The sequence below is a fragment of the Bradyrhizobium sp. DN3 genome, from assembly GCF_041357655.1.
Classification (GTDB): Bacteria; Pseudomonadota; Alphaproteobacteria; order Rhizobiales; family Xanthobacteraceae; genus Bradyrhizobium.
On sequence record NZ_JAULLN010000035.1, the window covers coordinates 12735 to 38066 of the forward strand.

A 25332-nucleotide genomic window follows, 5' to 3' on the forward strand; every position below is an offset into this window, starting at 1 on the left:
GTCGGCCCCTATTTTTCCACGCCCGGCACGAGCTTGCCGTTCTCGATATGGGCGGGAACGTAGGTCGAATCCGGCGCCGCGCCGGAGAAATGCGCGAGGCCGATCAACCCCGCGATCACCAGCACAAGCGCCACCAGGACGAGGCGAGCGACGACATAGACCGGCCAGGACGATTGCACGAACAGGCCGGAACGGCTGGCGGCCAGGAACAGCGCATAGACGGCAAAGGGGATGAGGAAGATTCCGATCTCGGTCAGAACCGTCCGGATCATGATGAATAGATCCGCTCATAAAGCACACGCAGCATACCCGCCGTCGCACCCCAGATGTAGCGTTCCGCGAACGGCATCGCGTAGTAGAACCGCTCCATGCCGCGGAATTCCTTGCTGTGCACCTGGTGGTTCACCGGGTTCATCAGGAAGGATAGCGGCACTTCGAACGCGTCATCAACCTCGGAATGGTTGATGGTGAGCGCAAAGCCCGGCCTGACCCTCGCGACCGTCGGCAGGATGCGGAAGCCGAAGGCGGTGCCGTAGAGATCGAGATAGCCGATCGGCTCGACGAAGTCGCGCGACAGCCCGACCTCTTCCTCGGCCTCGCGCAGCGCCGCATCGAGCGGGGAGGAGTCGGTCGCGTCGATCTTGCCGCCGGGAAAGGCGATCTGGCCGGCATGGTCGTTGAGATGCGCCGAGCGCTGCGTCAGCAGGATGGTCGGCTCGGGATGGTCGACCACCGCGATCAGGACCGCCGCCGGCCGCACCGGCTGCTCGCGCGCGATGATCTCCAGCATCTTGTCGGTGCCTGGATCGCCCGAGGCGGGAATGATGTTCGGATCATAGAGGCCAGGCGGGACGTCGAAGCCGAGCCTGGCCCTGGAGCGGGCGAAGAAATCCGCCGCGCTGAGCGCGACCGGATCGTTCTTCAGGATAGTTTTGTTCAAAGCGCGGCCCTCACCTGCTCCGCGTCGGCCATGGCGAAGAATTCGCCGGCCGACTCGACGCCGAACATCGGCTGGCCATCGACCATCCGCTCCTCACCCATGTCAACCAGATCGTAATAGAGCGCGCGGGTGACCTTAGCCCAGAGATCGGCGCGGACATGCAGATAGGGCGTCAGCCCGCCGTCCTTCGCCTGCTCGAAGCGCAGCCGGTGCGCGGCGTCGCAGGTGACCCAATCGTCGACATTGGTGCGGAAGCTCAGCACGCGGTGGCTGCCCTCGCCGTGCTTCAGCATCTCGACCGCCATGAACGGTGCGTCGTCGACGCGAATGCCGACCTTCTCCACCGGCGTGACCAGGAAATGCTTGTCGCCCTCGCGCTTGAGGATGGTCGAGAACAGGCGGACCAGCGCGTGACGGCCGATTGGCGTTCCCATGTAGAACCAAGTACCATCAGAGGCGATTCGGATATCGAGATCCCCGCAAAACGGCGGATTCCACAGATGCACCGGAGGCAGGCCCTTTTTGGCGCCTTCGGCATTGGCAGCGCTCTTGGCGGCGGCAGTCAGCCCCTCGAGACCGCGATCGGCACTCTGCCCTTGGTTCGCCATGGTTTGCCCTGACTTTGTCATTTGGCACGATTGGTGCAGGTCTACGTTGTACCTCGGTGAGCGGTTCCACTCCGGACGAGTCCGGTGCGCGAGGTCGCCACTTCGTGATGCCGTACATAACCCGAAGCCGATAAGGTGGGGATAGGTTAATTCAACGAATACATGGCCTTCCTGCAAGTCTAGCATAGGGCCCATGATCCGACGGATGACCTCACGTGATCTGCTGAGGTGGAGTGCTGACGTGACGACGCAGGCAAGCCGCGTGGCAGGCTGAAGGAGCGAGCGAATGGCGGAAAGTATCGAGAAACTCGAGGACGGCATCGTCCGTTCGGCCGAGCAGGTGTCGGGCCAGATTCGCGCCGCGAAAGAGGCGATCGCGTCCGTCATCTTCGGCCAGGATCGCGTGATCGAGAACACGCTCGTCACCATCCTCTCCGGCGGTCATGCGCTGCTGATCGGCGTCCCGGGCCTCGCCAAGACCAAGCTGGTCGAGACGCTCGGCGTCACGCTCGGCTTAGACGCCAAGCGCATCCAGTTCACGCCCGATTTGATGCCGTCGGACATTCTCGGCGCCGAGGTGCTGGATGAGAGCACCGCGGGCAGGCGCGCCTTCCGCTTCATTGCAGGTCCGGTGTTCGCGCAGCTCCTGATGGCCGACGAGATCAACCGCGCCAGCCCGCGCACGCAGTCGGCGCTGCTGCAGGCGATGCAGGAGCAGCACATCACGGTTGCGGGTGCGCGCCATGACCTGCCGAAGCCGTTCCACGTGCTCGCCACGCAAAACCCGCTGGAGCAGGAAGGCACCTATCCGCTGCCCGAGGCGCAGCTCGACCGCTTCCTGATGGAGATCGACGTCGATTATCCCGATCGCGACGCCGAGCGCCGCATCCTGTTCGAGACCACCGGCGCCGAGGAGACGCTGGCCAGGGGATCGATGACCGCCGATGCGCTGATCGCCGCGCAGCGGCTGATCCGCCGCCTGCCGGTCGGCGATTCCGTGGTGGAGGCGATCCTGTCGCTGGTGCGCTCGGCCCGTCCGGGTCCCGACGCCGGCGAAGCCGGCAAGTTCATCGCCTGGGGACCCGGCCCACGCGCCAGCCAATCGCTGATGCTGGCTGTGCGCGCGCGTGCGCTGATCGACGGCCGTCTCGCGCCCTCTGTCGACGACGTGCTCGACCTCGCCGAGCCCGTGCTGAAGCACCGCATGGCGCTGACGTTCCAGGCGCGCGCCGAAGGACGCACGATTCCGGACGTGATCCGGCAATTGAAGACACGGATCGGTTGATGGCGGCAGAGAACGGGCACACAGCAAAGGAGATCATAGCGATCCGACGTGCCGATGGCGAAAGCCGCACGCTCGCCGCTTCGCTGCCGCGCCTGGTGCTCGAGGCCCGCCGTATCGCCGCCAACGTCATCCACGGCCTGCACGGAAGGCGCCGCGCCGGCTCCGGCGAAAGTTTCTGGCAGTATCGTCGCTTCGTCTCGGGCGAGCCGTCGCAGAACGTCGACTGGCGGCGTTCGGCGCGTGACGACCATCTTTACGTCCGCGAGCAGGAGTGGGAAGCCGCGCACACGGTCTGGATCTGGCCCGACCGCTCGCCCTCGATGGCCTTCGCCTCCAAGACCGCGCGCGAATCCAAGCTCGAACGCACACTGATCGTCGCCTTCGCGCTGGCCGAACTGCTGGTGTCCGGCGGCGAACGCGTCGGCATTCCCGGGCTGATGGCGCCGACCGCGAGCCGCAGCGTGATCGACAAGATGGCGCAGGCGATGCTGCATGACGACGCCGAACGCCTCAGCCTGCCGCCGTCCTTCGTGCCCTCGGCGCTTGCCGAGACGATCGTGCTGTCGGATTTCTGGTCGCCGATCTCCGAGATCAGGACAACGCTCGCAGGGCTATCCGGCTCGGGCGCGCATGGCACCATGGTGCAGATCGTCGATCCCGCCGAAGAGTCGTTTCCGTACTCCGGCCGCATCGAGTTCGTCGAGCCGGAAGGGTTCGGCGTGATCACCGCCGGCCGGGCCGAGAGCTGGGTGCAGGATTACACGACGCGGCTCACGCTGCACCGCGACCAGATCCGCGCCGAGACCAACAAGCTCGACTGGCTGTTCACGACGCATGCGACCGACCGCTCGGCCGCCGAACTGCTATTGTTCCTGCATGCCGGCCTGCAGGTGAGCAAGTCGGGCGCCCGCACCACCACGATCAAGGCGGGGCCGGCCGCATGATGGGATTGCCGCTCGCCTTCACCGAACCGCTGCTCCTGATCGGCCTCGTCAGCCTGCCCGTGCTGTGGTGGCTGCTGCGGGTGATGCCGCCGCGGCCGCGCCGGATCGAGTTTCCGCCGACACGGCTGTTGTTCGATATCGCGCCGCGCGAAGAGACGCCCTCGCGGACGCCGTGGTGGCTGACCGCGTTGCGCCTGCTCGCGGCCGCGCTGGTGATCTTCGCCGCCGCCGGCCCGATCTGGAATCCGCAGACGGGTCTTGCCGGCAGCAAGGCGCCGCTGATGATCATGTTCGACGACGGCTGGAGCGCGGCGTCGCATTGGGACGTCAGGATCAGGGCCGCCGACGAGCTGATCGCCAACGCCGACAATGACCGCCGCGCCATCGCCCTGGTGCCGCTGTCCGAGCCGAACCGCGACATCACCCTGATGCCGGCGGGGGCGGCGCGCGTCGCGCTGCGCCAGCTCGCGCCAAAGCCCTATTCGATCGACCGGGTCGAGACCCTGGCCGCGGTCGATCGTTTCCTCAAAGCCACCGGCGACTGCGAGATCGCCTGGCTGTCCGACGGCGTCGACACCGGCCGCGGCGAGGAATTCGTAGCTGGCCTCGGCAAGACCATCGGCGATCGCAGCCTGACCGTGTTCGAAGGCGGCACCTCGGCGCCGCTGGCGCTGGTCGCGGCCGAGAACGCCGCGGCCAGGATGACGGTGAAGGTGCTGCGCACCGACAGCGGCATCGCCGTCGGCACCGTGCGCGCGCTGGATCAGAAAGCCTCGCCGATCGGAGAAGCCCGCTATTCATTCGGTCCGCAGGACAAGGAGACCGACGCGGCGTTCGATCTGCCGGTCGAGCTGCGCAACGACATCACGCGACTCGAGATCTCGGGCGAGCGCTCCGCCGGCGCGGTGCAGCTGCTCGACAAGCGCTGGCGCCGCCGCGCCATCGGCATCGTCTCGGGCTCAACCAGCGAAACTGCGCAGCCGCTGCTGGCGCCGACCTTCTATCTCACCCGCGCGCTGGCGCCGTTCGCCGACGTGCGGCTCGCCGACAAGGGCTCGCCGCAGCAGGGCATCACCCAATTCCTCGACCAGAAGCTGCCGATGATCATCCTCGCCGACGTCGGCACCATCGCGCCTGAGCTGCGCGAGCGCCTCAATGCCTGGATCGATCAGGGCGGCGTGCTGGTGCGGTTCGCAGGGCCCCGGCTGGCGCAGGCCGAAGACGATCTCGTGCCGGTCAAGCTGCGCAAGGGCGGCCGCACGCTCGGCGGCAGCCTGACCTGGGAGAAGCCGCAGCATCTCGCCTCCTTCGCTGCCGATGGCCCGTTTGCCGGCGTCGTGGCCCCCAAGGACGTCACCGTGAGCCGCCAAGTGCTGGCCGAGCCCGACGCGGTGCTCGCCACCAAGAGCTGGGCCTCCCTGGAGGACGGCACGCCGCTGGTGACCGGCGAGCATCGCGGCAAGGGCCTGGTCAGCCTGTTCCACGTCAGCGCCGACATGCGCTGGTCGGATCTGCCGATGTCAGGCACCTTCGTCGAAATGCTGCGGCGGGTGGTCGACATGTCCGGCTACACCGCCAAACCCGGTGCCGGGGTCGCGGCCGAGACGACCGCCGAGACGGTGGCGCCGCTGCACATCCTCGACGGCTTCGGCGCCTTCGGCCCGCCGCCGGCCACCGCAAAACCACTGCCGGCGGATTATCGCGACCGCGCCACACCCGATCATCCGCCGGGCTTCTATGGTCCGGCCGAAGGACCGCTCGCCGTGAACACGCTTGCCGCCGCCGACCGCATCGCGGCCCTGAACACCGCGAGCCTGCGCGCCCGGCACGCCACCTACACCAATGCCGAGCCGCGGGACTTGCGCGGCTGGCTGCTGTCGACGGCGCTGGCATTGTTCCTGATCGACGCCATCATCGTCGCGCTGCTCGGCGGCGGGATCGCCGCGCTGCTGCGCCGCCGCGCTGCGCCAGCGATGATCGTCTTCGCGCTGGTGCTCGCGGGCGTCGCGGCGTTCTCGCCGACGCCAGCGCGCGCCGACGGCGTCACGGACGAGTTCGCGATGAAGGCGGTGTCGCAGACCCGCCTCGCTTATGTCGTGACCGGCAATGCCGACGTGGATTCCATCGTCAAGGCCGGGATGAACGGGCTGACGCTGTTCCTGGCGCAGCGCACTGCGCTCGAGGCCGGCGATCCCGTCGGCGTCAATCCCGCGCGCGACGAGCTCGCCTTCTTCCCGCTGATCTACTGGCCAATCGTGCCCGGGGCGCCCAAGCCGCCGCAGGATGCCATCAACAAGATCGACGCCTACATGAAGCAGGGCGGCACCGTGCTGTTCGACACGCGCGACGCGATCGAAGCACCGGCCGGCGCGAACGGCGCGGCGCAAACGCCGGCCATGCAGACGCTGCGCGAGATCCTGTCCTCGCTCGACGTGCCCGAGCTCGAGCCGGTGCCGCGCGAGCACGTGCTGACCAAGACCTTCTACCTGCTGCGCGACTTCCCCGGCCGCTTCGTCACCGGCCAGACCTGGGTCGAGACCCTGCCGCGCGACGAGGACGAGGACAGCGCGCAGCGGCCGGCGCGCGGCGGCGACGGCGTCTCGCCGATCATCATCACCTCGAACGACCTCGCCGGCGCCTGGGCGGTGCGGCCCGACGGCCAGGCCATGCTGCCGGTGACCGGCGGCGATACCCGCCAGCGCGAATTCGCCTACCGCGCCGGCGCCAACATCGTGATGTACACCCTGACCGGCAACTACAAGGCCGACCAGGTGCACGCACCGGCCCTGATCGAACGGCTGGGGCAATGATGCGAGCTTTGGAACTCAATGCTCGCCAAAACAAAGCCGTCATGGCCGGGCTTGTCCCGGCCATCCACGCCTTGCCGCAAGGCATGAAGAACGTGGATGCCCGGGACAAGCCCGGGCATGACGATGCCGAGAAAGCATCGACATGAATTACGGCATCGCGTTCACGCCGCTTGTTCCCGCGATCGTCCTGTGGCTTGCGCTGGCCGCGATCGTCGTCGTCGCGCTCGTGCTGCTGCTGGCGCGCGCACGCGGCGCGGCCGTGCGCGTGGCCGCGCTGGCGCTGTTCCTGCTGGCGCTTGCCAATCCTTCCTTCACGCGCGAGGACCGCGATCCCCTCACCTCGGTCGCCGCCGTCGTCGTCGACAAGAGCCCGAGCCAGAACTTTGGCAACCGCAATCGCGAGGCCGCGCAGGCGCAGGAAGCGCTGGTCGACAGCCTGAAGAAGATCAAGGGCCTCGAAGTCCGCGTCGTCGATGCCGGACAGGCCGACGGCGAGACCGACGGCACGAAACTGTTCGGCGCCCTCGCCTCGGCCTTGTCGGACGTGCCGGTCGACCGCGTCGCCGGCGCGTTCCTGATCACCGACGGCCGCGTTCACGACATTCCGGCGAACGCCGCCGCGCTCGGCTTCCAGGCGCCGGTGCAAGCGCTGGTCACCGGGCAGAAGGACGAGCGCGACCGCCGCATCGCGATCACGGCGGCGCCGCGCTTCGGCATCGTCGGGCAGACCCAGACCATCAGCTACCGCCTCGACGATCAGGGCGTCTCCGGCGAGCGCGCCAAGGTCACGGTCCGCCGCGACGGTGAAGTCATCAACGAGCGCACGCTATCGAGCGGCCAGGCCGCGAGCGTCGACGTCGACATCAAGCATGCCGGCCCGAACATCGTCGAGATCGAGGCTTCGCCGCTCGAACGAGAATTGACGCCGGTGAACAACCGCGCGGTCGTCGCCATCGACGGCGTGCGCGACAAGCTACGGGTGCTGCTGGTCTCGGGCGAGCCGCATTCAGGTGAGCGCACCTGGCGCAATCTGCTCAAATCCGACGCCAGCGTCGATCTCGTGCATTTCACCATTCTGCGTCCGCCGGAGAAGCAGGACGGCACGCCGATCAACGAATTGTCGCTGATCGCGTTTCCGACCCGCGAGCTGTTCCAGCAGAAGATCAACGAATTCCAGCTGATCATCTTCGACCGCTACGCCCGCCAGGGCGTGCTGCCGATCGCCTACTTCGACAACATCGCGCGCTATGTGCGCTCGGGCGGCGCGGTGCTGGTCTCGGCCGGCCCCGACTACGCCTCCAACACCAGCATCTGGCGCACACCGCTGGATTCGGTGTTGCCGGCCGAGCCCGTCGGCGTGACGGAAAAGCCGTTCTACGCGCATCTGTCCGACATCGGCAAACGCCATCCGGTCACGCGCGGGCTGGAGGGCTCGGGATCCGAGCCGCCGCACTGGAGCCGGTTCTTCCGCACCGTCGACACCCGCAATGCGGTCAACCCGCCTGTGATGACCGGGGTCGACGGCAAGCCGCTGCTGTTCCTGTCGCGCTTTGGGGAGGGCCGCGTTGCGCTGCTGCTGTCAGATCACATCTGGCTGTGGGCGCGCGGCTATGAGGGCGGCGGGCCGCATCTCGACCTGCTCAGGCGGATGTCGCATTGGCTGATGAAGCAACCGGATCTGGATGAAGAAGCGCTGCGCCTCCAGGTGCAGGGCAAGGATCTCGTCGTGGTACGCCAGACCATGTCGGACAGCGTCCAGCCGGTGAACGTGACCTCGCCGTCGGGCGTGTCGCACGATCTGACGCTCAGCCCCGGCGATCCCGGCGAGTGGCGCGCCAGCCTGCCGGCGAACGAGCTCGGCCTGTGGCAGGCCACGGACGGCACGCTGAAGGCGCTGATCAATGTCGGCCCGACCAATCCGAAGGAGTTTTCGGAAGTCACCTCCACCACCGAGACATTGAGGCCGCTGACGCAGGCAACCGGCGGCAATGCCGTGCGCGTCGTCGACGGCAACAGCGTCGAGCTGCCACGCATCCTGCCAGTGCGCTCCACCAGTGTCTTCCATGGCGACGGCTGGATGGGCGTGCGGATGCGCGACGCCAGCGTGGTGAAGGGCGTCGGCGTGCTGCCGATCTTCGCCGGGCTGATCGGCCTGTTGCTGCTGCTCGGCGCCTTCGCCGCGACCTGGGTCCGCGAAGGGCGCTGATCTCATGAAGTTTGATGAAACTCGGTCGGCTGTCCGTGGTTCACCTCTCCCCAACGGGGAGAGGTCGGATTGCTTTGGCGCGCAATTGCGCGCCTGAGCAATCCGGGTGAGGGGCCGCAGCGCACCGTAAGACCGTAAGCCCTCACCCGGATCGCATCTTTCGATGCGATCCGACCTCTCCCTACGGGAGAGGTGAACACTCGGCTCATATCGATTCAACCAATACTCACCTCGCTTGAGTTACCCGAACGACACATCGCATGAGCGCCCCGCGCGGCTCGCGCCGGCGACAGTTGACATCCGCTGATCGATCGGGCGATGCTACATTGTAACGCCGCGATGCCAGGGGATTGGCCGCGCGGTGTGGGGCGCTTTCGGATGAAATGGTTTCGGTCAAATGTGAGGCACGCTGCCCGGCTCGCGCTGTTCGCGATGCTGGTGCAGTTCGCGCTGACGTTCGGCCACAGCCACTGGTTCGCGCAGGCCGCGCCCCTCGCCCAATCCTCGCTGCAGCAGACGGACAGCGCCAAGGACATCGCCAAAGGCGTTGCTGCGATCGACCGCGCCGCGGTCCTGAAGCAATCGCCAGCCGGTCCTGACCGCGAGCATCCGGGCGACGACAATTGCGCGATCTGCGCCGCCGTCGCGCTGGCGGGCACAATCGTTTTCGCGACGCCGCCGGTGCTGCTGCTGCCGCAGGCGATCGAGCTGCTCCACCGCACCCTAGATGCCGAATTCATCCATCTGAAATCGGCTGGCACGGCGTTCCAGCCCCGCGCCCCTCCCGCTTCCTGACCTCCAACGCTTGATCACGCCCAGCCTCGCCGCATGGCGGCGAATGCCTGGGAGAAGTTGAAGTCGAATTCCGTCGCACCGCGACGGCAGGCCACCTCCGATCAGCAGATGATCACGCGGACGGCCTGACTGGAATCAGGACCATGTCATTTCAATTGCGACGCGCGCAGCGTCTTGGCGGAGCAAGCCTGCTCCTGCTCGGTGCCGCCGCCACGCCCGCCTTCGGCCAAGAGCCTGCGCAAGACAAATCGGCGACCGAGATCCCGGCCGTCACTGTGACGGCGCCGAGCCCGATCGTGCGCCGAGCGGTGGTGCCGTCCCGCAACACAGGTCGCGGCACGCGGACCGCACGTGTGCGCAGCCGCCAACAAACGGCGGAAGCCACGCCGGCAGCCCCCGTTCCCGCCGCGCCTCAGCAGGGCGTGCTGCCTATCGTGACCAACCAGTTCGCGACCGTCACGGTGGTGCCGAACGAAGAGATCCGCCGCGAGGGCGGCGGTCAGCTCGGCGATCTCCTATTCTCCAAGCCCGGCATCACCGGCTCCAGCTTCGCGCCCGGCGCCTCCAGCCGGCCGATCATCCGCGGCCTCGACGTCAACCGCGTCGGCATCATCGAGAACGGCACCAATGGCGGTGGCGCCTCCGATCTCGGCGAGGATCATTTCGTCCCGATCGACCCGCTCGCGACCAACCAGGTCGAAGTGGTGCGCGGGCCGGCGGCGCTGCGCTATGGCTCGACCTCGATCGGCGGCGTCGTCAGCGCCACCAACAACCGGATTCCGGATGCGATGCCGAGCTGCGCGCCGTCGTTCCAGACCTACGGTCTGCCGACCAAGGCGCCGCTCGCGAGCGCCGCGACCTCGCCTTGCGTCACCGCCGAGACGCGCACCGCGTTCAGCTCGGTCGATCGCGGCGTCGAGAGCGGCGTGCTGCTCGACACCGGCGGCGGCAATTTCGCCTTCCATGCCGATGCCTATGGCCGCACGACGTCCGACTATTACATTCCGAGCTATCCGTACTTGTTCGACCAAACACGGCCAGTCGGCAATCGCCAGCCGAACTCGGCAACGCGGTCGGATGGCGCGTCGATCGGCGGGTCCTACATTTTCACGGGCGGCTTCATCGGCGCGTCGATCACGCAGAACGATTCGCTCTATCATATCCCCGGCATCGATGGCGCCGATCACCGGACCCGGATCGATGCGCATCAGACCAAGATCAACGTCAAGGGCGAATATCGCCCGGATGGCGCCGCGATCGATGCGATCCGTTTCTGGGCGGGCGCCACCAACTACCGTCACAACGAGTTGGGTCTCGCCGATCCCGCCGATCCGACAACCGATGGTGTCCGGCAGACCTTCACCAATCGGGAGGAGGAGATTCGTGTTGAAACGCAGCTGATGCCGTTCAATGCACGCTTTGCCGAGGTGACGACTGCGTTCGGCTTTCAAGCAGGCCATCAGGAGTTGACTGCGCCGAGTCCGGACGATCCCGGCGCGCTGTTCAATGGATTGTGGGACCCGAACCGCAACTACCGCGTTGCCGGCTACGTCTTCAACGAGTTCAAGTTCAGCGAACAAACGAGAGCGCAGATCGCCGGCCGCATCGAGCATGTCGAGCTGCATGGCTCGACGCCGGATTTCCCGGCGGATTTCCTGCCCGACGGCAGTCCTCAAACGAGCATCGTCCGCAATCCGTCCTTCACGCCCAAGAGCGGCAGCATCGGCCTGTTGCAGGATCTGCCGGGCGGCATGGTCGGCAGCATCACCGCGCAATATGTCGAGCGCGCACCGAAGCCGGCCGAGCTGTTCTCGCGCGGCGGCCACGATGCGACCGCGACCTTCGATATCGGCAATCCGAACCTCACCATCGAGACCGCCAAGTCCGTCGAGGTCGGCGTGCGCAAGGCGACGGGACCGCTCCGCTTCGAAGCGACCGTCTACTACACGCATTTCGACAATTTCATCTTCCGCCGCCTCACCGGCGTGATGTGCGACGGCGATTTCGCCTCATGCGGTGCGCCCGACGCCGAGCTGAACCAGGCCGTCTATTCGCAGCGCAACGCGAACTTCCGCGGCGGCGAGTTCCAGTCGCAGCTCGACCTCGGCGCATTCCAGGGCGGGATCTGGGGCATTGAGAACCAGCTCGACGTCGTTCGCGCCACCTTCACCGACGGCACAAACGTGCCGCGGATTCCGCCGGTGCGAATGGGCGGCGGCGTGTTCTGGCGTGACGACAACTGGCTGATGCGCGTCAACCTGCTGCATGCCTTTGCACAGAACAACGTCGCCGTGATCGCGGAGACGCCGACGGCGGGCTACAATCTGTTGAAGGCGGAGGTGAGCTACAAGACCAAGCTCAACCCCAACGCCTTCGGCGCGCGCGAGATGCTGGTCGGCCTCGTCGGCAACAACCTACTCAACGAGAACATCCGCAATTCGGTGTCCTACACCAAGGACGAGGTGTTAATGCCGGGCATCGGCGTTAGAGCATTCGCGAACTTCAAGTTCTAGTTTCGAACCAGTCGGGGCCTACGGGCCCCGACATACATTGTCATTGCGAGGAGCCCTTGCGACGAAGCAATCCAGGCTGCCTTTGCGGAAAGATTCTGGATTACTTCGCTTCCGCCTTCGCTCTTCGGCGGACAAGCGCTCGCAATGACGGAGTATGAGGAACCGCTGTCGTACTCTTAATGCACGGCGGCGTAGCCCGGATGGAGCGCAGCATAATCCGGGATTCTGTCGCCGCGGAAAGACCTTCCCGGATTGCGCTGCGCTCCATCCGGGCTACGGGCGTTACGAACGACGCGCGCCGCAACTATCTCCGCGCCTTGCTCCAGTCGGGACCCACCGCCCCCGACACGCCTTCGAAGGAGCCGTCGACGAGTTCGAACACCAGGATACGGGCGGCGTCGACCGGGCCCGGCATGGTGACGCGGCCCTTAGGGACCGGCTTGAAGCCGACCCGGCTGTAATAGGGCTCGTCGCCGACCAGGAGCACGATGGCGTGGCCTTTTTCCTTGGCATCCTTCAGCGCGCGCTCCATCAGGAGACGGCCGATGCCGCGGTCGCGGAACGGCGGCTCGACGGTGAGCGGCCCCAACAGCAGCGCCGGCGTGTCGCCGATCAGGATCGGCAGTTGCCTGACCGAGCCGACCAGCAGCGTGCCGATGCGCGCGGTGAAGGACAATTCGAGCAGATGGTCGACGTGCTCGCGAATCCGGTAGGCGCTGAGCACGAAGCGGCCGGGACCAAAGGTGCGCTCATGCAGCCGTTCGATCGCCTGGGCGTCGCCGGCGGCCTCGGGAAGGATAGTGAGTGAGAGATCGGTCATGTCAGTTGGCGGGATAGCACCTGAACGCAGCGCGGTCCATCGGGCAGCAAAGATGCTCAGTTCCTTTTCAGCGCCGGCGGGAGAGGTGTTCTGACTCGCCGGTTTGCATCCGTTGATCGACAATCCTCATGCACGGGCCGCCTCAGCGCCACGTCGCAATCAGGGGTTCGCCGCCCAGCACTTCCGCGATCCGCAGCCGCGTGCCGGGCGTGGTCCCCTCGGGCAGCGCCGTGATCGCGAAGAACCCGCATTCGACGATCTCGTGGTTGGGCGCGGGCAGGCGGTCCTGGCTGAACTGCCTGACCACGTAGACCGCGACGTGGTCGCGGCGGGAGACGTGGCTGTTGAGGAAGATGCCGTGCAGCACGGCATCTCCGATCAGATCGATGTCGCCCTCCTCCTTGAGCTCGCGCAGCAGCGCCTGCGCCATGGTCTCACCGAAATCGACGCCGCCGCCGGGCAGGTGCCAGCCGCTGACGTAGCTGTGCCTGACCAGGAACACCCGGTTCTCCGCGTCCAGCACCACGGCGCGGACGCCGAGCGTCATGCCGCGGACCAGCAGGAAATAGACATGGAAGATGCGCCGCAGCAGCGGCTCGCATTTTCGTCGAATGGAGTTCAGACGTTCTCCCATCAGGCTTTCCTTGACACCCCCTTTTTGAGGCCCTGCTTGCGCGCTGGCTGCGACCTTGCCATTACAGCGGAGCAATAGCGAGGCAATCGCGCGCCATGGCCCCCTTTACGCTCGCCCATCTGTCCGACCCGCATCTGCCGCCACTACCGAAGCCGCGGCTGATCGAGCTCGCCGGCAAGCGCGCGCTCGGCTACGTCAACTGGACGCGCAACCGGCACAAATACCAGCGCCGCGAGGTGCTTGACGCGCTGGTTGCCGACATGAAGGCCCAGGCGCCCGACCACATCGCGGTGACGGGCGATCTCGTCAACCTGGCGCTGGAGGCCGAATTCGCGCCGGCCCTGGCCTGGCTCGAAAGCGTCGGCCCGCCCGACCGCGTCACCGCGATCCCCGGCAATCACGATGCCTATGTCAGCGCGACGCGTCATCGTTTCGGCGAGACGTTCCTGCACTACATCGCCGCGGACACGATCGATACCGTGGCTTTCCCAGCCGTCCGTCGGCGTGGGCCGCTGGCGCTGATCAGCCTGTCGACGGCGGTGCCGACCCTTCCGCTGATGGCGACGGGCACGCTCGGGCGCGATCAGCTCGCGTCGCTCGAACAGGTTCTCGAGCGGCTCGCCGCGGAAGATCTCTTCCGCGTGCTGCTGGTGCATCATCCGCTGAAATCCGTCGCGCGCCAGAAGCGGATGACGGACGCGGGCGAGCTGCTGGCCCTGTTGAAACGCCACGGCGTCGAGTTGATCCTGCACGGGCACGACCACATTCATTCGACGATGTGGTTCGAAGGCCCGAACGGCAACATTCCCGCGCTCGGCGTGCCCTCCGCCTCCGCGCTCGCGCACGGGCGCTACCCGGCGGCGGCGTATAATCTGTTCACGATTGAGAAGGACAATACCGGCTGGCGCTGCGAGCAGACGGTGCGGAGCCTCGGGGCTGGATTTCGGATGGGACAGATCAAGCATGCGCGGTTGATTTAGTTCACCGTCATTCCGGTGCATGCGAAGCGCGAGCCCGTTCCGTAGCCTGGATGGAGCGCAGCGTAATCCGGGGCAGTGCATCTGGAGCAACATGTTTCCCGGATTGCGCTTCGCTCCATCCAGGCTACGAGAACTCCTCGCAGGGAGCCTCACCAGCTCCGCAGCGCCGCCAGCACGGCGACGCCGAACAAGGCGGCGGCGCCGAGGATGAAGCCAAACACGAACGGCCACAGGCGCGAGCGGCGCGGCGGCTCGGTGGCCGGTGCTTGCGGTTCGGGCGGGACCACCATCGCATGCTCGCGCTCGATCATGCGGCGCGCGACATAGTCGGTGACGGCCTCGACGATAACAGCGGTGTCGTGCGATTCGGCGAGCACGATGCGGCCGAAGCGGGTGTCCTGGACGAAGCGGTACATCCGCTTGTCACGCCCCATCATGATATGGGCGACGACGTCGATCCAGAGCCTGGGCGTATCGCCCTGGCTGATGCCGCGATCGAACAGGTCGATCTGATCAGGCACCTGCGCGAACAGGGGATCGAGTGCGTCATTGAGGATCTCCAGCCGGGCCACCTCGGCGTCCCTGAGATCGACGACCACGCCGGTCCGGTCGGCAGCCTCGATCCGGGCGCGCAACAGCGCATCGCGCAGCCGCACCGGGCGCGGCTGGCTGGGATGGATTCCGCTGGTTTCGGGCTCTGACATTGTCGGCCTCGTCCTCAAACACCATGGTTAACCTATCAGCAACCAAAGCGCCCGCAAAGGGCCCACAATTCCAGATACTTACGGCACCCACAGACGTTTCACCCGTGCCAAAAACAGACGATCCCACCCAGGCAGGGCCTGGATGGGACCATCCGTCCTTGGACGTCTTCTTAGTTCAGTGCGTCAGGCCGGGACCCGCGACGGCTCTTCCACGATGGAGAAGCGGACGCCGGCCTTGTGGCGGCTCTCTTCCGACACCTCGCGCCAGCAGTCCTCGGCTTCCTTGCGGGTCTTGAACGGACCTTTGACCTGGGCCGAGCCTTCCACGAGCTTGTGGAAGTTCATCGAACCGAACTCGCCGCCGATCACCCAGAAATTGCTGCCTGTGGTCATTGTCAGTCTCCTCTCGAACTGCGCGATGCGTTAGCCGAACTGGTTCATGGTGTTGTGGGCGCCGCCCGCCTTCAGGGCAGCCTCGCCGGCGAAGTACTCCTTGTGGTCGTCGCCGATGTCGGAGCCGGCCATGTTCTGGTGCTTCACGCAGGCGATGCCCTGACGGATCTCGGCGCGCTGGACGTTCTTGACGTAGCCGAGCATGCCCTGCTCGCCAAAGTACTCGCGGGCGAGATTGTCGGTCGAGAGCGCCGCCGTGTGATAGGTCGGCAACGTGATCAGATGGTGGAAGATGCCGGCACGCTTGGCCGAATCCGCCTGGAAGGTGCGGATGCGCTCGTCGGCTTCCTTCGCCAGCGGCGTGTCGTCATACTCCGCCTTCATCAGCTCGGCACGGTTGTACTGGCTGACGTCCTTGCCGGCTTCCTTCATCGCGTCGTAGACCTGCCAACGGAAGTTGAGGGTCCAGTTGAACGACGGCGAGTTGTTGTAGGCCAGCTTCGCATTCGGAACGACCTTGCGGATGCGGTCGACCATCTTGGCGATCTGCTCGATATGCGGCTTCTCGGTCTCGATCCAGAGCAGGTCGGCGCCGTTCTGGAGCGAGGTGATGCAGTCCAGCACGCAGCGGTCTTCGCCGGTGCCGGGGCGGAACTGGTAGAGGTTGGAGGGCAGCCGCTTCGGACGCATCATCTTGCCGTTGCGGTTGATGATCACGTCGCCATTCTTGGCGTTCTCCGCCGTCACTTCCTCGCAATCGAGGAAGCTGTTGTACTGGTCGCCGATGTCGCCGGGCTTGTGGCTGACGGCGATCTGCTGCGTCAGGCCGGCGCCGAGCGAGTCGGTGCGGGTCACGACGACGCCGTCTTCGACGCCGAGCTCGAGGAAGGCGTGGCGGCAGGCCCGGATCTTCGCGAGGAAGACTTCATGCGGCACGGTGACCTTGCCGTCCTGGTGGCCGCACTGCTTCTCGTCTGAGACCTGGTTCTCGATCTGGAGCGCGCAGGCGCCCGCCTCGATCATCTTCTTGGCGAGCAGATAGGTCGCCTCCGCGTTGCCGAAGCCGGCATCGATGTCGGCGATGACGGGCACGACGTGGGTCTGGAAGTTGTCGATCTTCCCGATCAGCTCCTTCTCCCTGGTCTTGTCGCCTTCCTTGCGCGCCTTGTCGAGCGCGCGGAAGATGTCGTTGAGCTCGCGCGAGTCGGCCTGACGCAGGAAGGTGTAGAGCTCCTCGATCAGCGCGGGCACCGAGGTCTTCTCGTGCATCGACTGGTCGGGCAGCGGGCCGAATTCGGAGCGCAGCGCGGCGATCATCCAGCCCGAGAGATACAGGTAGGTGCGATCGGTCTTGCCAAAATGCTTCTTGACCGAGATCAGCTTCTGCTGGGCGATGAAGCCGTGCCAGCAGCCCAGCGACTGGGTGTACTTGGTGGGGTCGCCGTCATAGGCGGCCATGTCGGCCCGCATCAGCGCCGCGGTGTAGCGGGCGACGTCGAGGCCGGTCTTGAAGCGGTTCTGCAGGCGCATGCGTGCGACCGCCTCGGCCGTCACCCCGTTCCAGGTCGGCTGGGTCTTAAGAAGCGTCTGAGCCGCCTCGACCTCGCTCTGATACGAAGCCGGGCGCAGAAGGGGGCTGATGCCGCGGGGTTGATAATTCATGGCCTGATCCTTTTCGCTGACGACGGCCGTTTTGCCATCGACATTTTTGACAGTGCATTGCGAAATGCGTCTCAGGAGCTAAACGCGAAAACGGAAACTTCGTACAGATGCCTTGTTTTTTATTGGTGATGTCATGTAACATCTGAACGTGTAATAGATGTTATTTTGTAAATCCTGTAAATTATAGGTCAGCAACGCTGTCCTTAATGCGCACCTGAGAGGAGACCTGAGAGATGGCCGCCGATTCCGGCAAGAAACTCTTCGTCGGTCCGCGCTTCCGGCGGATCCGGCAGCAATTGGGGCTGTCGCAGACCCAGATCGCCGAAGGGCTCGGGATCTCGCCGAGCTATGTCAACCTGATCGAGCGCAACCAGCGCCCGGTGACGGCGCAGATCCTGCTGCGGCTGGCCGAGACCTATGACCTCGACCTGCGCGACCTCGCCACCGCCGACGAGGACCGCTTCTTCGCCGAGCTGAACGAGATCTTCTCCGATCCCTTGTTCCGCCAGATCGACGTGCCCAAGCAGGAGCTGCGCGACCTCGCTGAGCTCTGCCCGGGCGTGACCCATGCGCTGCAACGGCTCTATGCCGCCTATACCGAGGCGCGCCAGGGCGAGACGCTGGCGGCCGCGCAAATGGCCGACCGTGACGTTGGCACGCGTTATGAAGCCAATCCGGTCGAGCGCGTGCGCGAGCTGATCGAGGCCAACCGCAACTATTTCCCGGAACTGGAGCAGGCCGCGGAAAATCTTCGCGACGAGTTGAACGTGCCGGCCGAAGGGCTCTACGCGGCGCTGGCCGCACGCTTGCGCGAAAAGCATTCGATCCAGACCCGCATCATGCCCGTCGACGTGATGCGCGAGACGCTGCGGCGGTTCGATCGTCACCGCCGCCAGCTCCTGATTTCCGAGCTGGTCGACCCGCCTGGCCGCGCATTCCAGCTCGCCTTCCAGCTCGGCCTAGGTGAATGTGCGCAGCATCTGGAGACCATCATCGGTCGATCCGGGCCGCTCGACGACGCGCCGCGGCGGCTGTTCCGCATCACGCTCGGCAATTACTTTGCAGCCGCTGTCATGATGCCCTACCCGGCATTCCTCGCCGCAGCCGAGGCGCTCAATTACGACATCCATGTGCTGGCGCAGCGCTTCAATTCCGGCTTCGAGCAGGTCTGCCATCGCCTCACCACCCTGCAGCGACCGAACGCGCGCGGCATTCCGTTCTTCCTGCTCCGTGTCGACAATGCCGGCAACGTCTCGAAGCGCTTCTCCTCCGGCACGTTCCCGTTCTCGAAATTCGGCGGCACCTGCCCCTTGTGGAACGTGCATTCGACCTTCGACACGCCGGACCGCCTGCTCAAGCAGGTGATCGAGCTTCCCGACGGCACGCGCTATTTTTCGATCGCGCAGATGGTGCGCCGCCCGGTCGCGCCGCATCCGCTGCCGCAACCGCGCTTCGCCATCGGCCTCGGCTGCGAAATTCGCCACGCCGCGCGCCTGACCTACGCCGCGGGCATCGACCTGGAGAAGACCGAGGGCACGCCGATCGGCGTCAACTGCCGTCTCTGCGAGCGCGAAAACTGCGCCCAGCGCGCCGAGCCGCCGATCACGCGCACGCTGATCCTGGACGAGACGACGCGGCGGGTGTCGAGCTTCGCGTTCTCGAATGCAAGGGAGTTGTGAGGCTGCAGAGTTGCAAGGCGCGGCTCCACGTTTGGCGAAAGGCGCGCGCCACTCGTTCCGCTGTCATGCCCCGCGAAGGCGGGGCATCCAGTACGCCGCAGCCCATCGGCTCAACCACAGCCGTCACGGCGTACTGGATCGCCCGGTCAAGCCGGGCGATGACAGTTGAATGTGTGGCGGCAGCCTAAACCGCTACGCCAGCGTGTGCACGATCACCGGCCCGGCCGCAGCACTCGCATGTCCCGCCAGCAGCGGCCCCAGATCCTTCTCGATCCAGGCGATCGCGCGCCGGTTCGCCTCCTCCGCCTGCTCGAACTTGTCGAAGATCGAGATCGCGGTCACCGTGTCGTCGCCGGCATAGACGACGTAATAGGCGCGGAAACCGTCGACGTCGCTGATGATCGGAACGGCGCCATCCTTGATGCGGCGCGCCAGCTCTTCCGCACTCCCGCTTTTCGCCTTGGCCTGACGGATGGCGGCATACATGGCATCCTCCTTCCGGCTACTGATGTGAGGGCCTGGTGCCCGGAGCGGATGTTACGCCGAAGCGCGCCGCCAATCCACGCTTGGTTAACCCCGCCCTAATCCGCCTCCGCGATCTGCAACCAAGGATTAAGCACGCCTCAACATCGGTGCCTTAGTCTTGCCCCACTCACTTTTCGCAAACAACGGTGGCCTATCCTGCCGGGCGAAGTGAGATCAGGGGGTTCATCATGCGCATTGCGTTGCTGCTGACCGCAACCATCGTCGGCGCGCTCTTCGCCAATCCATCCATTGCCGGATCGCCCGATGCGTCCACCGACGCAGCGCAGCCGCTGCCGCCGGGCTTCCAGAGCTACCGCGGCTACATGTTCGACTTGTCCGAGAATCGCGACCGCAAGGATGTCGACAAGCTCACCGACAATCTGAAGAGCCAGATCGACGTCGTCGAAGGCGTCGGCCTGTCGCCGCGCGTGCTGCGCTTCTTTCACACCGTTCCGATCGTCGCGAGCGAGCTGGCCTGCCTCGACGAAGGTGCCGCGACCGCGTGCTACGGCCGGGTCACGCCGGACATCCAGCGCAGCGTTCCCCGGACGCTGACGGTCTGGGACCCCAGCAAGCAGCGCTGGACCAATCCCAATGCCATCGACCTCGCGGTCGATTCGGGCCTCGGCGTGATCATGCTGCGGCCCGACATGATGCGTTACGAGAAGGAGGCCGTGCTGCTGCACGAGCTGCTGCACGCCTATCACGCGCGGCTGTTACCGGACGGCTACGCCAACAAGGGCGTGATCGCCTACTTCGCCTTGGCCAAGTCCAAGGACCTGTTGCCCAAGGAATCCTATGCGATGAAGAATCCCATGGAGTTCTTTGCCGTGACCGCGAGCATCTTCCTGGCCGGAAAAAGCGAATTCCACGATCCCAAATCGCGCGAGGCGCTCAAGGAGAAGATGCCGGACTATTACAAATATCTAGTCGGCGTGTTCGGCTTCGACCCCGACCCGGCAGCCTCGAGCGGTCCAGTCGCCTCGCTGAAGTGAGGCAGACGTCGCGCGTCCTGCGCCAGACCACATCAGAGCCGCGCGAAAAATGCGCGGCTTTTTTGTTTTGTCAGCCGGAAGCTGCGGATGACGCGCAGGCGGCAATTGCCAAGGCGGGGCTCGATCTGCATAGTCCCACCCGCATCGATACCGTTTTCGAAGGGGATAGAACAACATGGCGGACGCCGACCTGGATGTCGTGATCCGGCAACTGGCCAGACAGCTGCATACGGGCCTAATGACCCGCGCCAAGGAGCGGCGGGATCGCTTCAACGGCCTTGCGGCCAAGGCCAAGGGCAAGGAGACCAGCGATCGCTTCAAGATGATGGCCAAGGCCACCCTGGAGCAGGCCACCGCCGCCGCCAAGCGCCTCCAGATGTCCGCCGACAACGTCGCCGACAGCTACGCCCGCGCCATGCGCCTCGCCGCCAGCACGCCGGTTGCGGCCAAGGTGGAGAAGACGGCGAAGGAAGAGAAGCCGGCGAAGAAGGCTGCCAAGGCGAAGAAGGCGAAAGCGAAGAAGGCGAAGTAAGGCGCGGAGCTCGCACTTCACCTCGCCCCGCTTGCGGGGAGAGGGAGAGAACTCCTATCACCTTCTCGGCGCGGCGAGCCGGGTCGGCTCGACATTCGAAAGCTCGGCGAGCTTGGCGCGCGCGGCTTCGCGGGTGCGGGCGTCCTTGCCGGGCGGCAGTGCCAGCGTGGCTTCGAAATCGGCACGTGCGTCGTCGGTCTGGCCATGGGCGAGGAATGCGAAGCCCCGGTCGAGGCGGGCCTGCGCGTCCAAGGGATCGAGGCGGACCGCCGTGCTGTAGCTCAGGATGGCCCGGTCGAGATCGCCCTTGGCGGCGAGCGCGAGACCGCGCTGGTGATAGGGCCCAGCGAGCTTGGGATCATGCGCGATCGCCTCGTCATAATCCGCGATGGCAAGCTCGAGGTCGCCGCTCTGCCGACGCGCCAGCGCCCGGTCGCGATAGAGCGAGGCGCGGTTGGGATTGAGGTGTATGGCCTCGTCGAAATCGGCGATCGCCCGCCTGAAGTCGCCGTGGCGCAGTGCGATCCGCCCACGCCCTTCATAGGCGAAGGCGATCAGCGAGCCGCGCAGCGGCGAGAAGCCGATCACGGCCGAGCAGATGTCGGGATCGTCCTCGTCGCCGCAATTGACGACCATGTGCGTGGACAGCCCAATGAGCACGCAAAGGACGATCAGCAATGGTACGGCAGCTCTGGTCATCTTCGACGCTGGCCGGCTGAGGTCCGGCCACGCATCCCCTTTCGAAGCAATGGTCTCGCCGCGGTGTTAGCACCGGCGCCGGGGAATTTGTGTGCGCCAGGTCACAAAGCCTGGCGCAAATTCCAGCCGGTTCCGCGTCAGCCCCAAGGACCACGTGAAGGACCGCGTGAAGGACCTCGCGAAGAGGAGCGGCCCCACGGGCTTCGCGGCGGATAGTTCTCGTTGGCGCCGACCGACGGTGCCTGCGCGCCGAGCTCGGCCGCGAGCTGTTGAAGCGCGGCGATGCGGTTCTGGGTCGAGGGATGAGTGGCGAACAGATTGTCGACGCCGTGGCCCGACAGTGGATTGATGATGAACATGTGCGCGGTTGCGGGATTTCGCTCCGCTTCCAAGTTCGGCACCTGATGCGCGGCGCCCTCGATCTTCACCAGCGCGGACGCCAGCCACATCGGTTGTCCCGCAATGCGCGCGCCGAGATTGTCGGCGGCATATTCGCGCGTGCGGCTGATCGCCATCTGCACAAGCATGGCGGCGAGCGGGGCGAGGATCATCATCAGGATCGAGCCGACGATGCCCAGACCATTGTTGTTGTCGCGATTGCCGCCGAAGAACATGCCGAACTGCGCCAGCATGGAGATCGCGCCGGCGATGGTCGCCGTGATCGTCATCAGAAGCGTGTCGTGATGCTTGATATGCGCGAGCTCATGCGCGATCACGCCGGCGAGCTCCTCGCGGCTGAGCTGGTTCATCAGGCCGGTGGTGACGGCAACCGCGGCGTTCTCTGGGTTGCGTCCGGTCGCGAACGCGTTGGGCTGCGGCTCGTCCATCAGGAACACGCGCGGCATCGGCAAGCCGGCGCGGCCGGCAAGCTCGGCGACGAGACCGACCAGCTCCGGCGCGCTGGCACGATCGACCTCGTGGGCGCCGTACATCGAGAGCACCATGCGGTCGGAGTTCCAGTAGGTGAAGAGATTGGTCGCGGCGGCGATGACGAGCGCGATCATGGCGCCCGAGGCACCGCCGATCAGATAGCCCACGCCCATGAACAGGGCAGTGAGGCCTGCGAGCAGCATTGCGGTACGAAGATAGTTCATGGCCGTCTCCTGGCGCGGCCGCGCCGCTGGAGGCATTGCAGGCCGGCAAGCCTGAGGTAGGGATGACCCCGGCCCGGGTGCAAGGTTTCAAGGTGCGTCGCGGGGCCGCGGCTATTGTGGGAAGAGGTCATTCGGGGTCACCCAATGGGCCCGGAATGACGAAGGGAATGGCTCGGCCGCTTTCATTCCTTTAGACTGCGGCAGATTCCTCCTCCCCTCCGGAAACCTCATGCTCCTGACCCGATGTGCGATCGCGACCATTGCTCTCGTCGCGTGCTCCTTTGCTGCCTCCGCCCAGTTCGCGCCAACGCCCGTCAAGCCCGCAGCTCCGAAACCCGCTTCCTCGCCGCGCGCGGCATCGTGCCACAATGGCGCGAGCTTCGATCGCTTCCTGGCCGACGTGAAGCAACAGGCGGTGGCCGCCGGCGTGTCGCAGCGCACGATCGCGGAGGCCTCGCCGTATCTCGTCTACGACCAGGGCATCGTCAACCGCGACCGCGGCCAGCGCGTGTTCGGTCAGCTCTTCACCGAATTTGCCGGCCGCATGGCCGCGCCCTATCGCATGCAGAACGGACAGCAGCACATCAAGCAATACGCGGCCGCATTCGCGCGCGCCGAGAAGGAATATGGCGTGCCGCCGGCCGTGATCGCCGCCTTCTGGGGGCTGGAGAGCGACTTCGGCGCCAACATGGGCAATCTGCCGACGCTGAAATCACTGGTGTCGCTCGCCTATGATTGCCGCCGCTCCGAGATGTTCGTGAACGAGACCATCGCCGCGCTGAAGATCATCGACCGCGGCGATCTGCATCCCGACGAGATGATCGGCTCCTGGGCCGGCGAGCTCGGGCAGACGCAATTCCTGCCCGTGCATTACGTCAACTATGCGGTCGATTATGACGGCGACGGGCGGCGCGACCTGTTGCGCTCGGGACCCGACGTGATCGGCTCGACCGCGAATTACATCGCCAATGGATTGAAGTGGCGGCGCGGCGAGCCGTGGTTGGAAGAGATCAAGGTGCCGCAAAACCTGCCGTGGGATAAGACCGATCTCACGGTGCGAGAGCCACGCTCGACATGGGCCCAGCTCGGGGTGACCTATCCCGACGGCCGGCCGCTGCCGAACGACAATCTCGCGGGGTCCGTGCTGCTGCCGATGGGACGCTTTGGGCCGGCCTTCATGGCCTATGCGAATTTCGCGGCTTACACCGAGTGGAATAACTCGCTGATCTATTCGACCACCGCGGGCTATCTCGCCTCGCGCATCGCCGGCGCCCCGCCAATGCACAAGCCAACGACGCCGGTGGCGCAGCTGCCGTTCAACGAGCTCAAGGAATTGCAGCAATTACTGGTGCGTGCCGGCTTCAATGTCGGCAAGGTCGACGGCGTGCTGGGCCAGCAGAGCCGTGCCGCGGTGAAGGCGATGCAGATCAAGTACGGCCTGCCGGCCGATTCCTGGCCGACCGCGGAGCTCTTGGCACGCATGCGCGGCGGCACGGCGCAGGCGCAGCCGGCAGGTGTGTTGCGATAGCGGTCTGTCATGCCCCGCCACCGGGTCTCGCCTTCGGCGAGCCCGATGACAGGCTCCGGCGGGGCATCCAGTACGCCGCGGCCCATCGGTTCAGCCACAGCCGTCTCGGCGTACTGGATCGCCCGGTCCCGGCTCCGCCAAAGGCTTCGCCGGGCATTCGGTATTGGGCCGGCGAAGGTTCAGCGAAGACGGCAAGCCGGGCGATGACAGCGCGATAGAATTTTCGCATCGCACAAGCCGCTTCCGCGATTGTATTTTTCCATGACGCTCCCATGTGAGTGGCTCAGGTTTTCTCCTGAGGTTTCCCACCATCACAGCGAGCATCACATGTCCTTCTACGACGCCGTCGTCCCCGCCTATTTGCAAATGCTGAACAGCCTCACCGGCCTGCTCACCAAGGCGGAGGCGCATTGCGCGGCCAAAAAGATCGACCCCGGCGTCCTGCTCGGATCACGCCTCTTTCCGGACATGCTGCCGCTGTCGAAGCAGGTCCAGCTCGTCAGCGATTTCGCCGCCAAGGGCTGTGCGCGGCTGACCCATAGCGAGGTGCCCGCGACGCCTGACACCGAGACGAGCTTTGCGGAATTGAAGCAGCGCCTGGCCAAGACCATCGACTACGTGAAATCGTTCAAGCCCGAGCAGTTCGAAGGTGCCGACGTCAAGGACGTCACCTTCCCGGCCGGTCCGGACAAATCCATCACCATGAAGGGCCAGCAATTCCTGAGCGCGTTCTCGCTGCCGAACTTCTATTTCCACGCCACGACCGCCCACGGCATCCTGCGCCACAACGGGGTCGAGATCGGCAAGCGCGATTTCCTCGGCGCGAACTGATTTGCCAAATCGCACGGCCGCGTAGCGGAATTCCCCTGTCGCGGCCGAAATTGCACATGAATCATGCTACGCGGCCTTGCCGCGTAGCTCGCCTGCAGTTTGAGTATGGCTCCGCCCTTGCGCCTGATGTCGCGATGCACAAGTGTTCGTGACCT

General features: G+C 65.7%; 24 protein-coding genes. 13 read left to right on the plus strand and 11 right to left on the minus strand.

Annotation, left to right across the window (positions count from 1 at the left end; translation table 11 throughout):
* Positions 1 to 8 precede the first annotated feature (8 nt).
* The 3 genes from AAE027_RS34560 to AAE027_RS34570 are packed head-to-tail and all read right to left on the minus strand — an operon-like array spanning position 9 to position 1548.
* Positions 9 to 272: a DUF6111 family protein gene (locus AAE027_RS34560; RefSeq protein WP_091894317.1), complete on the minus strand. Its 264-nt coding sequence runs from the start codon at positions 270 to 272 to the stop codon at positions 9 to 11.
* Positions 269 to 940, minus strand: a complete 672-nt coding sequence (locus tag AAE027_RS34565; protein WP_091894319.1) for a CoA pyrophosphatase — start codon at positions 938 to 940, stop codon at positions 269 to 271. The genes AAE027_RS34560 and AAE027_RS34565 overlap by 4 nt, the downstream gene beginning before the upstream one ends.
* On the minus strand, positions 937 to 1548 hold the full coding sequence (locus AAE027_RS34570) for a DUF1285 domain-containing protein (protein ID WP_128935620.1): 612 nt from the start codon (positions 1546 to 1548) through the stop codon (positions 937 to 939). The genes AAE027_RS34565 and AAE027_RS34570 overlap by 4 nt, the downstream gene beginning before the upstream one ends.
* 286 nt (positions 1549 to 1834) lie before the next feature.
* Between AAE027_RS34570 and AAE027_RS34575 the strand changes: the two genes are divergently transcribed.
* From AAE027_RS34575 to AAE027_RS34605, 7 genes are all read left to right on the plus strand, one after another.
* A complete protein-coding gene (locus tag AAE027_RS34575; RefSeq protein ID WP_091894323.1) occupies positions 1835 to 2833 on the plus strand; it encodes an AAA family ATPase in 999 nt (332 codons plus the stop codon).
* Positions 2833 to 3777, plus strand: a complete 945-nt coding sequence (locus AAE027_RS34580) for a DUF58 domain-containing protein (protein WP_370991003.1) — start codon at positions 2833 to 2835, stop codon at positions 3775 to 3777. The genes AAE027_RS34575 and AAE027_RS34580 overlap by 1 nt, the downstream gene beginning before the upstream one ends.
* Complete coding sequence (locus AAE027_RS34585) at positions 3774 to 6587, plus strand: DUF4159 domain-containing protein (RefSeq protein WP_370991002.1); 2814 nt, start codon at positions 3774 to 3776, stop codon at positions 6585 to 6587. Before AAE027_RS34580 ends, AAE027_RS34585 begins: the two co-directional genes overlap by 4 nt.
* Positions 6584 to 6733, plus strand: a complete 150-nt coding sequence (locus AAE027_RS34590) for a hypothetical protein (RefSeq protein ID WP_370991001.1) — start codon at positions 6584 to 6586, stop codon at positions 6731 to 6733. Before AAE027_RS34585 ends, AAE027_RS34590 begins: the two co-directional genes overlap by 4 nt.
* Entirely contained in the window at positions 6730 to 8793 is a 2064-nt protein-coding gene (locus tag AAE027_RS34595) for a hypothetical protein (protein WP_370991000.1), read from the plus strand. The genes AAE027_RS34590 and AAE027_RS34595 overlap by 4 nt, the downstream gene beginning before the upstream one ends.
* A 378-nt stretch (positions 8794 to 9171) precedes the next feature.
* On the plus strand, positions 9172 to 9588 hold the full coding sequence (locus tag AAE027_RS34600; protein ID WP_370990691.1) for a DUF2946 family protein: 417 nt from the start codon (positions 9172 to 9174) through the stop codon (positions 9586 to 9588).
* 143 nt (positions 9589 to 9731) lie between these two features.
* Positions 9732 to 12101: a TonB-dependent receptor gene (locus AAE027_RS34605; protein WP_370990690.1), complete on the plus strand. Its 2370-nt coding sequence runs from the start codon at positions 9732 to 9734 to the stop codon at positions 12099 to 12101.
* Positions 12102 to 12405: 304 nt separating this feature from the next.
* Here the strand turns inward: AAE027_RS34605 and AAE027_RS34610 are convergent, their stop codons facing one another.
* Complete coding sequence (locus tag AAE027_RS34610; RefSeq protein WP_370990689.1) at positions 12406 to 12921, minus strand: GNAT family N-acetyltransferase; 516 nt, start codon at positions 12919 to 12921, stop codon at positions 12406 to 12408.
* A 142-nt stretch (positions 12922 to 13063) separates the two neighbouring features.
* Positions 13064 to 13555: an NUDIX domain-containing protein gene (locus AAE027_RS34615; RefSeq protein WP_370990688.1), complete on the minus strand. Its 492-nt coding sequence runs from the start codon at positions 13553 to 13555 to the stop codon at positions 13064 to 13066.
* A 95-nt stretch (positions 13556 to 13650) separates the two neighbouring features.
* Here AAE027_RS34615 and AAE027_RS34620 point away from each other — a divergent pair, with 95 nt between their 5' ends.
* Positions 13651 to 14535 carry a metallophosphoesterase family protein gene (locus tag AAE027_RS34620; protein ID WP_370990687.1) on the plus strand — a complete coding sequence of 295 codons (885 nt, stop codon included), beginning with the start codon at positions 13651 to 13653 and terminating at the stop codon, positions 14533 to 14535.
* 149 nt (positions 14536 to 14684) lie between these two features.
* Here AAE027_RS34620 and AAE027_RS34625 read toward each other — a convergent pair whose 3' ends face one another.
* From AAE027_RS34625 to AAE027_RS34635, 3 genes are all read right to left on the minus strand, one after another.
* A complete protein-coding gene (locus tag AAE027_RS34625; protein ID WP_370990686.1) occupies positions 14685 to 15239 on the minus strand; it encodes a hypothetical protein in 555 nt (184 codons plus the stop codon).
* Between the two features lie 183 nt (positions 15240 to 15422).
* The gene (locus AAE027_RS34630; RefSeq protein WP_128935631.1) at positions 15423 to 15632 is read right to left on the minus strand and encodes a DUF4170 domain-containing protein; all 210 of its coding nucleotides are present in this window, start codon (positions 15630 to 15632) and stop codon (positions 15423 to 15425) included.
* Between the two features lie 30 nt (positions 15633 to 15662).
* Positions 15663 to 17294, minus strand: a complete 1632-nt coding sequence (locus tag AAE027_RS34635; RefSeq protein ID WP_370990685.1) for an isocitrate lyase — start codon at positions 17292 to 17294, stop codon at positions 15663 to 15665.
* Positions 17295 to 17527: 233 nt separating this feature from the next.
* Here AAE027_RS34635 and AAE027_RS34640 point away from each other — a divergent pair, with 233 nt between their 5' ends.
* A complete protein-coding gene (locus AAE027_RS34640; RefSeq protein ID WP_370990684.1) occupies positions 17528 to 18973 on the plus strand; it encodes a helix-turn-helix domain-containing protein in 1446 nt (481 codons plus the stop codon).
* A gap of 192 nt (positions 18974 to 19165) precedes the next feature.
* Here the strand turns inward: AAE027_RS34640 and AAE027_RS34645 are convergent, their stop codons facing one another.
* Positions 19166 to 19459 carry an antibiotic biosynthesis monooxygenase gene (locus AAE027_RS34645; RefSeq protein WP_014497428.1) on the minus strand — a complete coding sequence of 98 codons (294 nt, stop codon included), beginning with the start codon at positions 19457 to 19459 and terminating at the stop codon, positions 19166 to 19168.
* Positions 19460 to 19686: 227 nt separating this feature from the next.
* Here AAE027_RS34645 and AAE027_RS34650 point away from each other — a divergent pair, with 227 nt between their 5' ends.
* Both AAE027_RS34650 and AAE027_RS34655 read left to right on the plus strand, forming a co-directional pair.
* Positions 19687 to 20493: a hypothetical protein gene (locus AAE027_RS34650; RefSeq protein WP_370990683.1), complete on the plus strand. Its 807-nt coding sequence runs from the start codon at positions 19687 to 19689 to the stop codon at positions 20491 to 20493.
* A 175-nt stretch (positions 20494 to 20668) separates the two neighbouring features.
* The gene (locus AAE027_RS34655; protein ID WP_370990682.1) at positions 20669 to 21025 is read left to right on the plus strand and encodes a hypothetical protein; all 357 of its coding nucleotides are present in this window, start codon (positions 20669 to 20671) and stop codon (positions 21023 to 21025) included.
* A gap of 57 nt (positions 21026 to 21082) precedes the next feature.
* On the opposite strand, the gene AAE027_RS34660 is transcribed toward AAE027_RS34655, so the two are convergent.
* Together AAE027_RS34660 and htpX are read right to left on the minus strand one after the other, a co-directional pair.
* Positions 21083 to 21724 (minus strand): tetratricopeptide repeat protein, encoded by a 642-nt coding sequence (locus AAE027_RS34660; protein ID WP_370990681.1) that lies wholly within the window; start codon positions 21722 to 21724, stop codon positions 21083 to 21085.
* 137 nt (positions 21725 to 21861) lie between these two features.
* Positions 21862 to 22818 carry a zinc metalloprotease HtpX gene (htpX, locus tag AAE027_RS34665; protein ID WP_091898116.1) on the minus strand — a complete coding sequence of 319 codons (957 nt, stop codon included), beginning with the start codon at positions 22816 to 22818 and terminating at the stop codon, positions 21862 to 21864.
* 229 nt (positions 22819 to 23047) lie between these two features.
* On the opposite strand from htpX, the gene AAE027_RS34670 reads away from it, so the two are divergent.
* Entirely contained in the window at positions 23048 to 24346 is a 1299-nt protein-coding gene (locus AAE027_RS34670) for a lytic murein transglycosylase (protein ID WP_370990680.1), read from the plus strand.
* 327 nt (positions 24347 to 24673) lie between these two features.
* Positions 24674 to 25177, plus strand: a complete 504-nt coding sequence (locus AAE027_RS34675) for a DUF1993 domain-containing protein (protein ID WP_091898086.1) — start codon at positions 24674 to 24676, stop codon at positions 25175 to 25177.
* Positions 25178 to 25332: the final 155 nt, after the last annotated feature.

What these genes read in the sequence shown, in the direction of transcription:
- AAE027_RS34610 (WP_370990689.1), bottom strand. Translation starts at nt 12,921, where the DNA reads ATGACCGATCTCTCACTCACTATCCTTCCCGAGGCCGCCGGCGACGCC.
- AAE027_RS34575 (WP_091894323.1), top strand. Translation starts at nt 1,835, where the DNA reads ATGGCGGAAAGTATCGAGAAACTCGAGGACGGCATCGTCCGTTCGGCC.
- AAE027_RS34620 (WP_370990687.1), top strand. Translation starts at nt 13,651, where the DNA reads ATGGCCCCCTTTACGCTCGCCCATCTGTCCGACCCGCATCTGCCGCCA.
- AAE027_RS34645 (WP_014497428.1), bottom strand. Translation starts at nt 19,459, where the DNA reads ATGTATGCCGCCATCCGTCAGGCCAAGGCGAAAAGCGGGAGTGCGGAA.
- AAE027_RS34585 (WP_370991002.1), top strand. Translation starts at nt 3,774, where the DNA reads ATGATGGGATTGCCGCTCGCCTTCACCGAACCGCTGCTCCTGATCGGC.
- AAE027_RS34595 (WP_370991000.1), top strand. Translation starts at nt 6,730, where the DNA reads ATGAATTACGGCATCGCGTTCACGCCGCTTGTTCCCGCGATCGTCCTG.
- AAE027_RS34570 (WP_128935620.1), bottom strand. Translation starts at nt 1,548, where the DNA reads ATGGCGAACCAAGGGCAGAGTGCCGATCGCGGTCTCGAGGGGCTGACT.
- AAE027_RS34630 (WP_128935631.1), bottom strand. Translation starts at nt 15,632, where the DNA reads ATGACCACAGGCAGCAATTTCTGGGTGATCGGCGGCGAGTTCGGTTCG.
- AAE027_RS34635 (WP_370990685.1), bottom strand. Translation starts at nt 17,294, where the DNA reads ATGAATTATCAACCCCGCGGCATCAGCCCCCTTCTGCGCCCGGCTTCG.
- AAE027_RS34675 (WP_091898086.1), top strand. Translation starts at nt 24,674, where the DNA reads ATGTCCTTCTACGACGCCGTCGTCCCCGCCTATTTGCAAATGCTGAAC.
- AAE027_RS34560 (WP_091894317.1), bottom strand. Translation starts at nt 272, where the DNA reads ATGATCCGGACGGTTCTGACCGAGATCGGAATCTTCCTCATCCCCTTT.
- AAE027_RS34670 (WP_370990680.1), top strand. Translation starts at nt 23,048, where the DNA reads ATGCTCCTGACCCGATGTGCGATCGCGACCATTGCTCTCGTCGCGTGC.
- AAE027_RS34625 (WP_370990686.1), bottom strand. Translation starts at nt 15,239, where the DNA reads ATGTCAGAGCCCGAAACCAGCGGAATCCATCCCAGCCAGCCGCGCCCG.
- AAE027_RS34615 (WP_370990688.1), bottom strand. Translation starts at nt 13,555, where the DNA reads ATGGGAGAACGTCTGAACTCCATTCGACGAAAATGCGAGCCGCTGCTG.
- AAE027_RS34650 (WP_370990683.1), top strand. Translation starts at nt 19,687, where the DNA reads ATGCGCATTGCGTTGCTGCTGACCGCAACCATCGTCGGCGCGCTCTTC.
- AAE027_RS34605 (WP_370990690.1), top strand. Translation starts at nt 9,732, where the DNA reads ATGTCATTTCAATTGCGACGCGCGCAGCGTCTTGGCGGAGCAAGCCTG.
- AAE027_RS34640 (WP_370990684.1), top strand. Translation starts at nt 17,528, where the DNA reads ATGGCCGCCGATTCCGGCAAGAAACTCTTCGTCGGTCCGCGCTTCCGG.
- htpX (WP_091898116.1), bottom strand. Translation starts at nt 22,818, where the DNA reads ATGAACTATCTTCGTACCGCAATGCTGCTCGCAGGCCTCACTGCCCTG.
- AAE027_RS34600 (WP_370990691.1), top strand. Translation starts at nt 9,172, where the DNA reads ATGAAATGGTTTCGGTCAAATGTGAGGCACGCTGCCCGGCTCGCGCTG.
- AAE027_RS34590 (WP_370991001.1), top strand. Translation starts at nt 6,584, where the DNA reads ATGATGCGAGCTTTGGAACTCAATGCTCGCCAAAACAAAGCCGTCATG.
- AAE027_RS34660 (WP_370990681.1), bottom strand. Translation starts at nt 21,724, where the DNA reads ATGACCAGAGCTGCCGTACCATTGCTGATCGTCCTTTGCGTGCTCATT.
- AAE027_RS34580 (WP_370991003.1), top strand. Translation starts at nt 2,833, where the DNA reads ATGGCGGCAGAGAACGGGCACACAGCAAAGGAGATCATAGCGATCCGA.
- AAE027_RS34655 (WP_370990682.1), top strand. Translation starts at nt 20,669, where the DNA reads ATGGCGGACGCCGACCTGGATGTCGTGATCCGGCAACTGGCCAGACAG.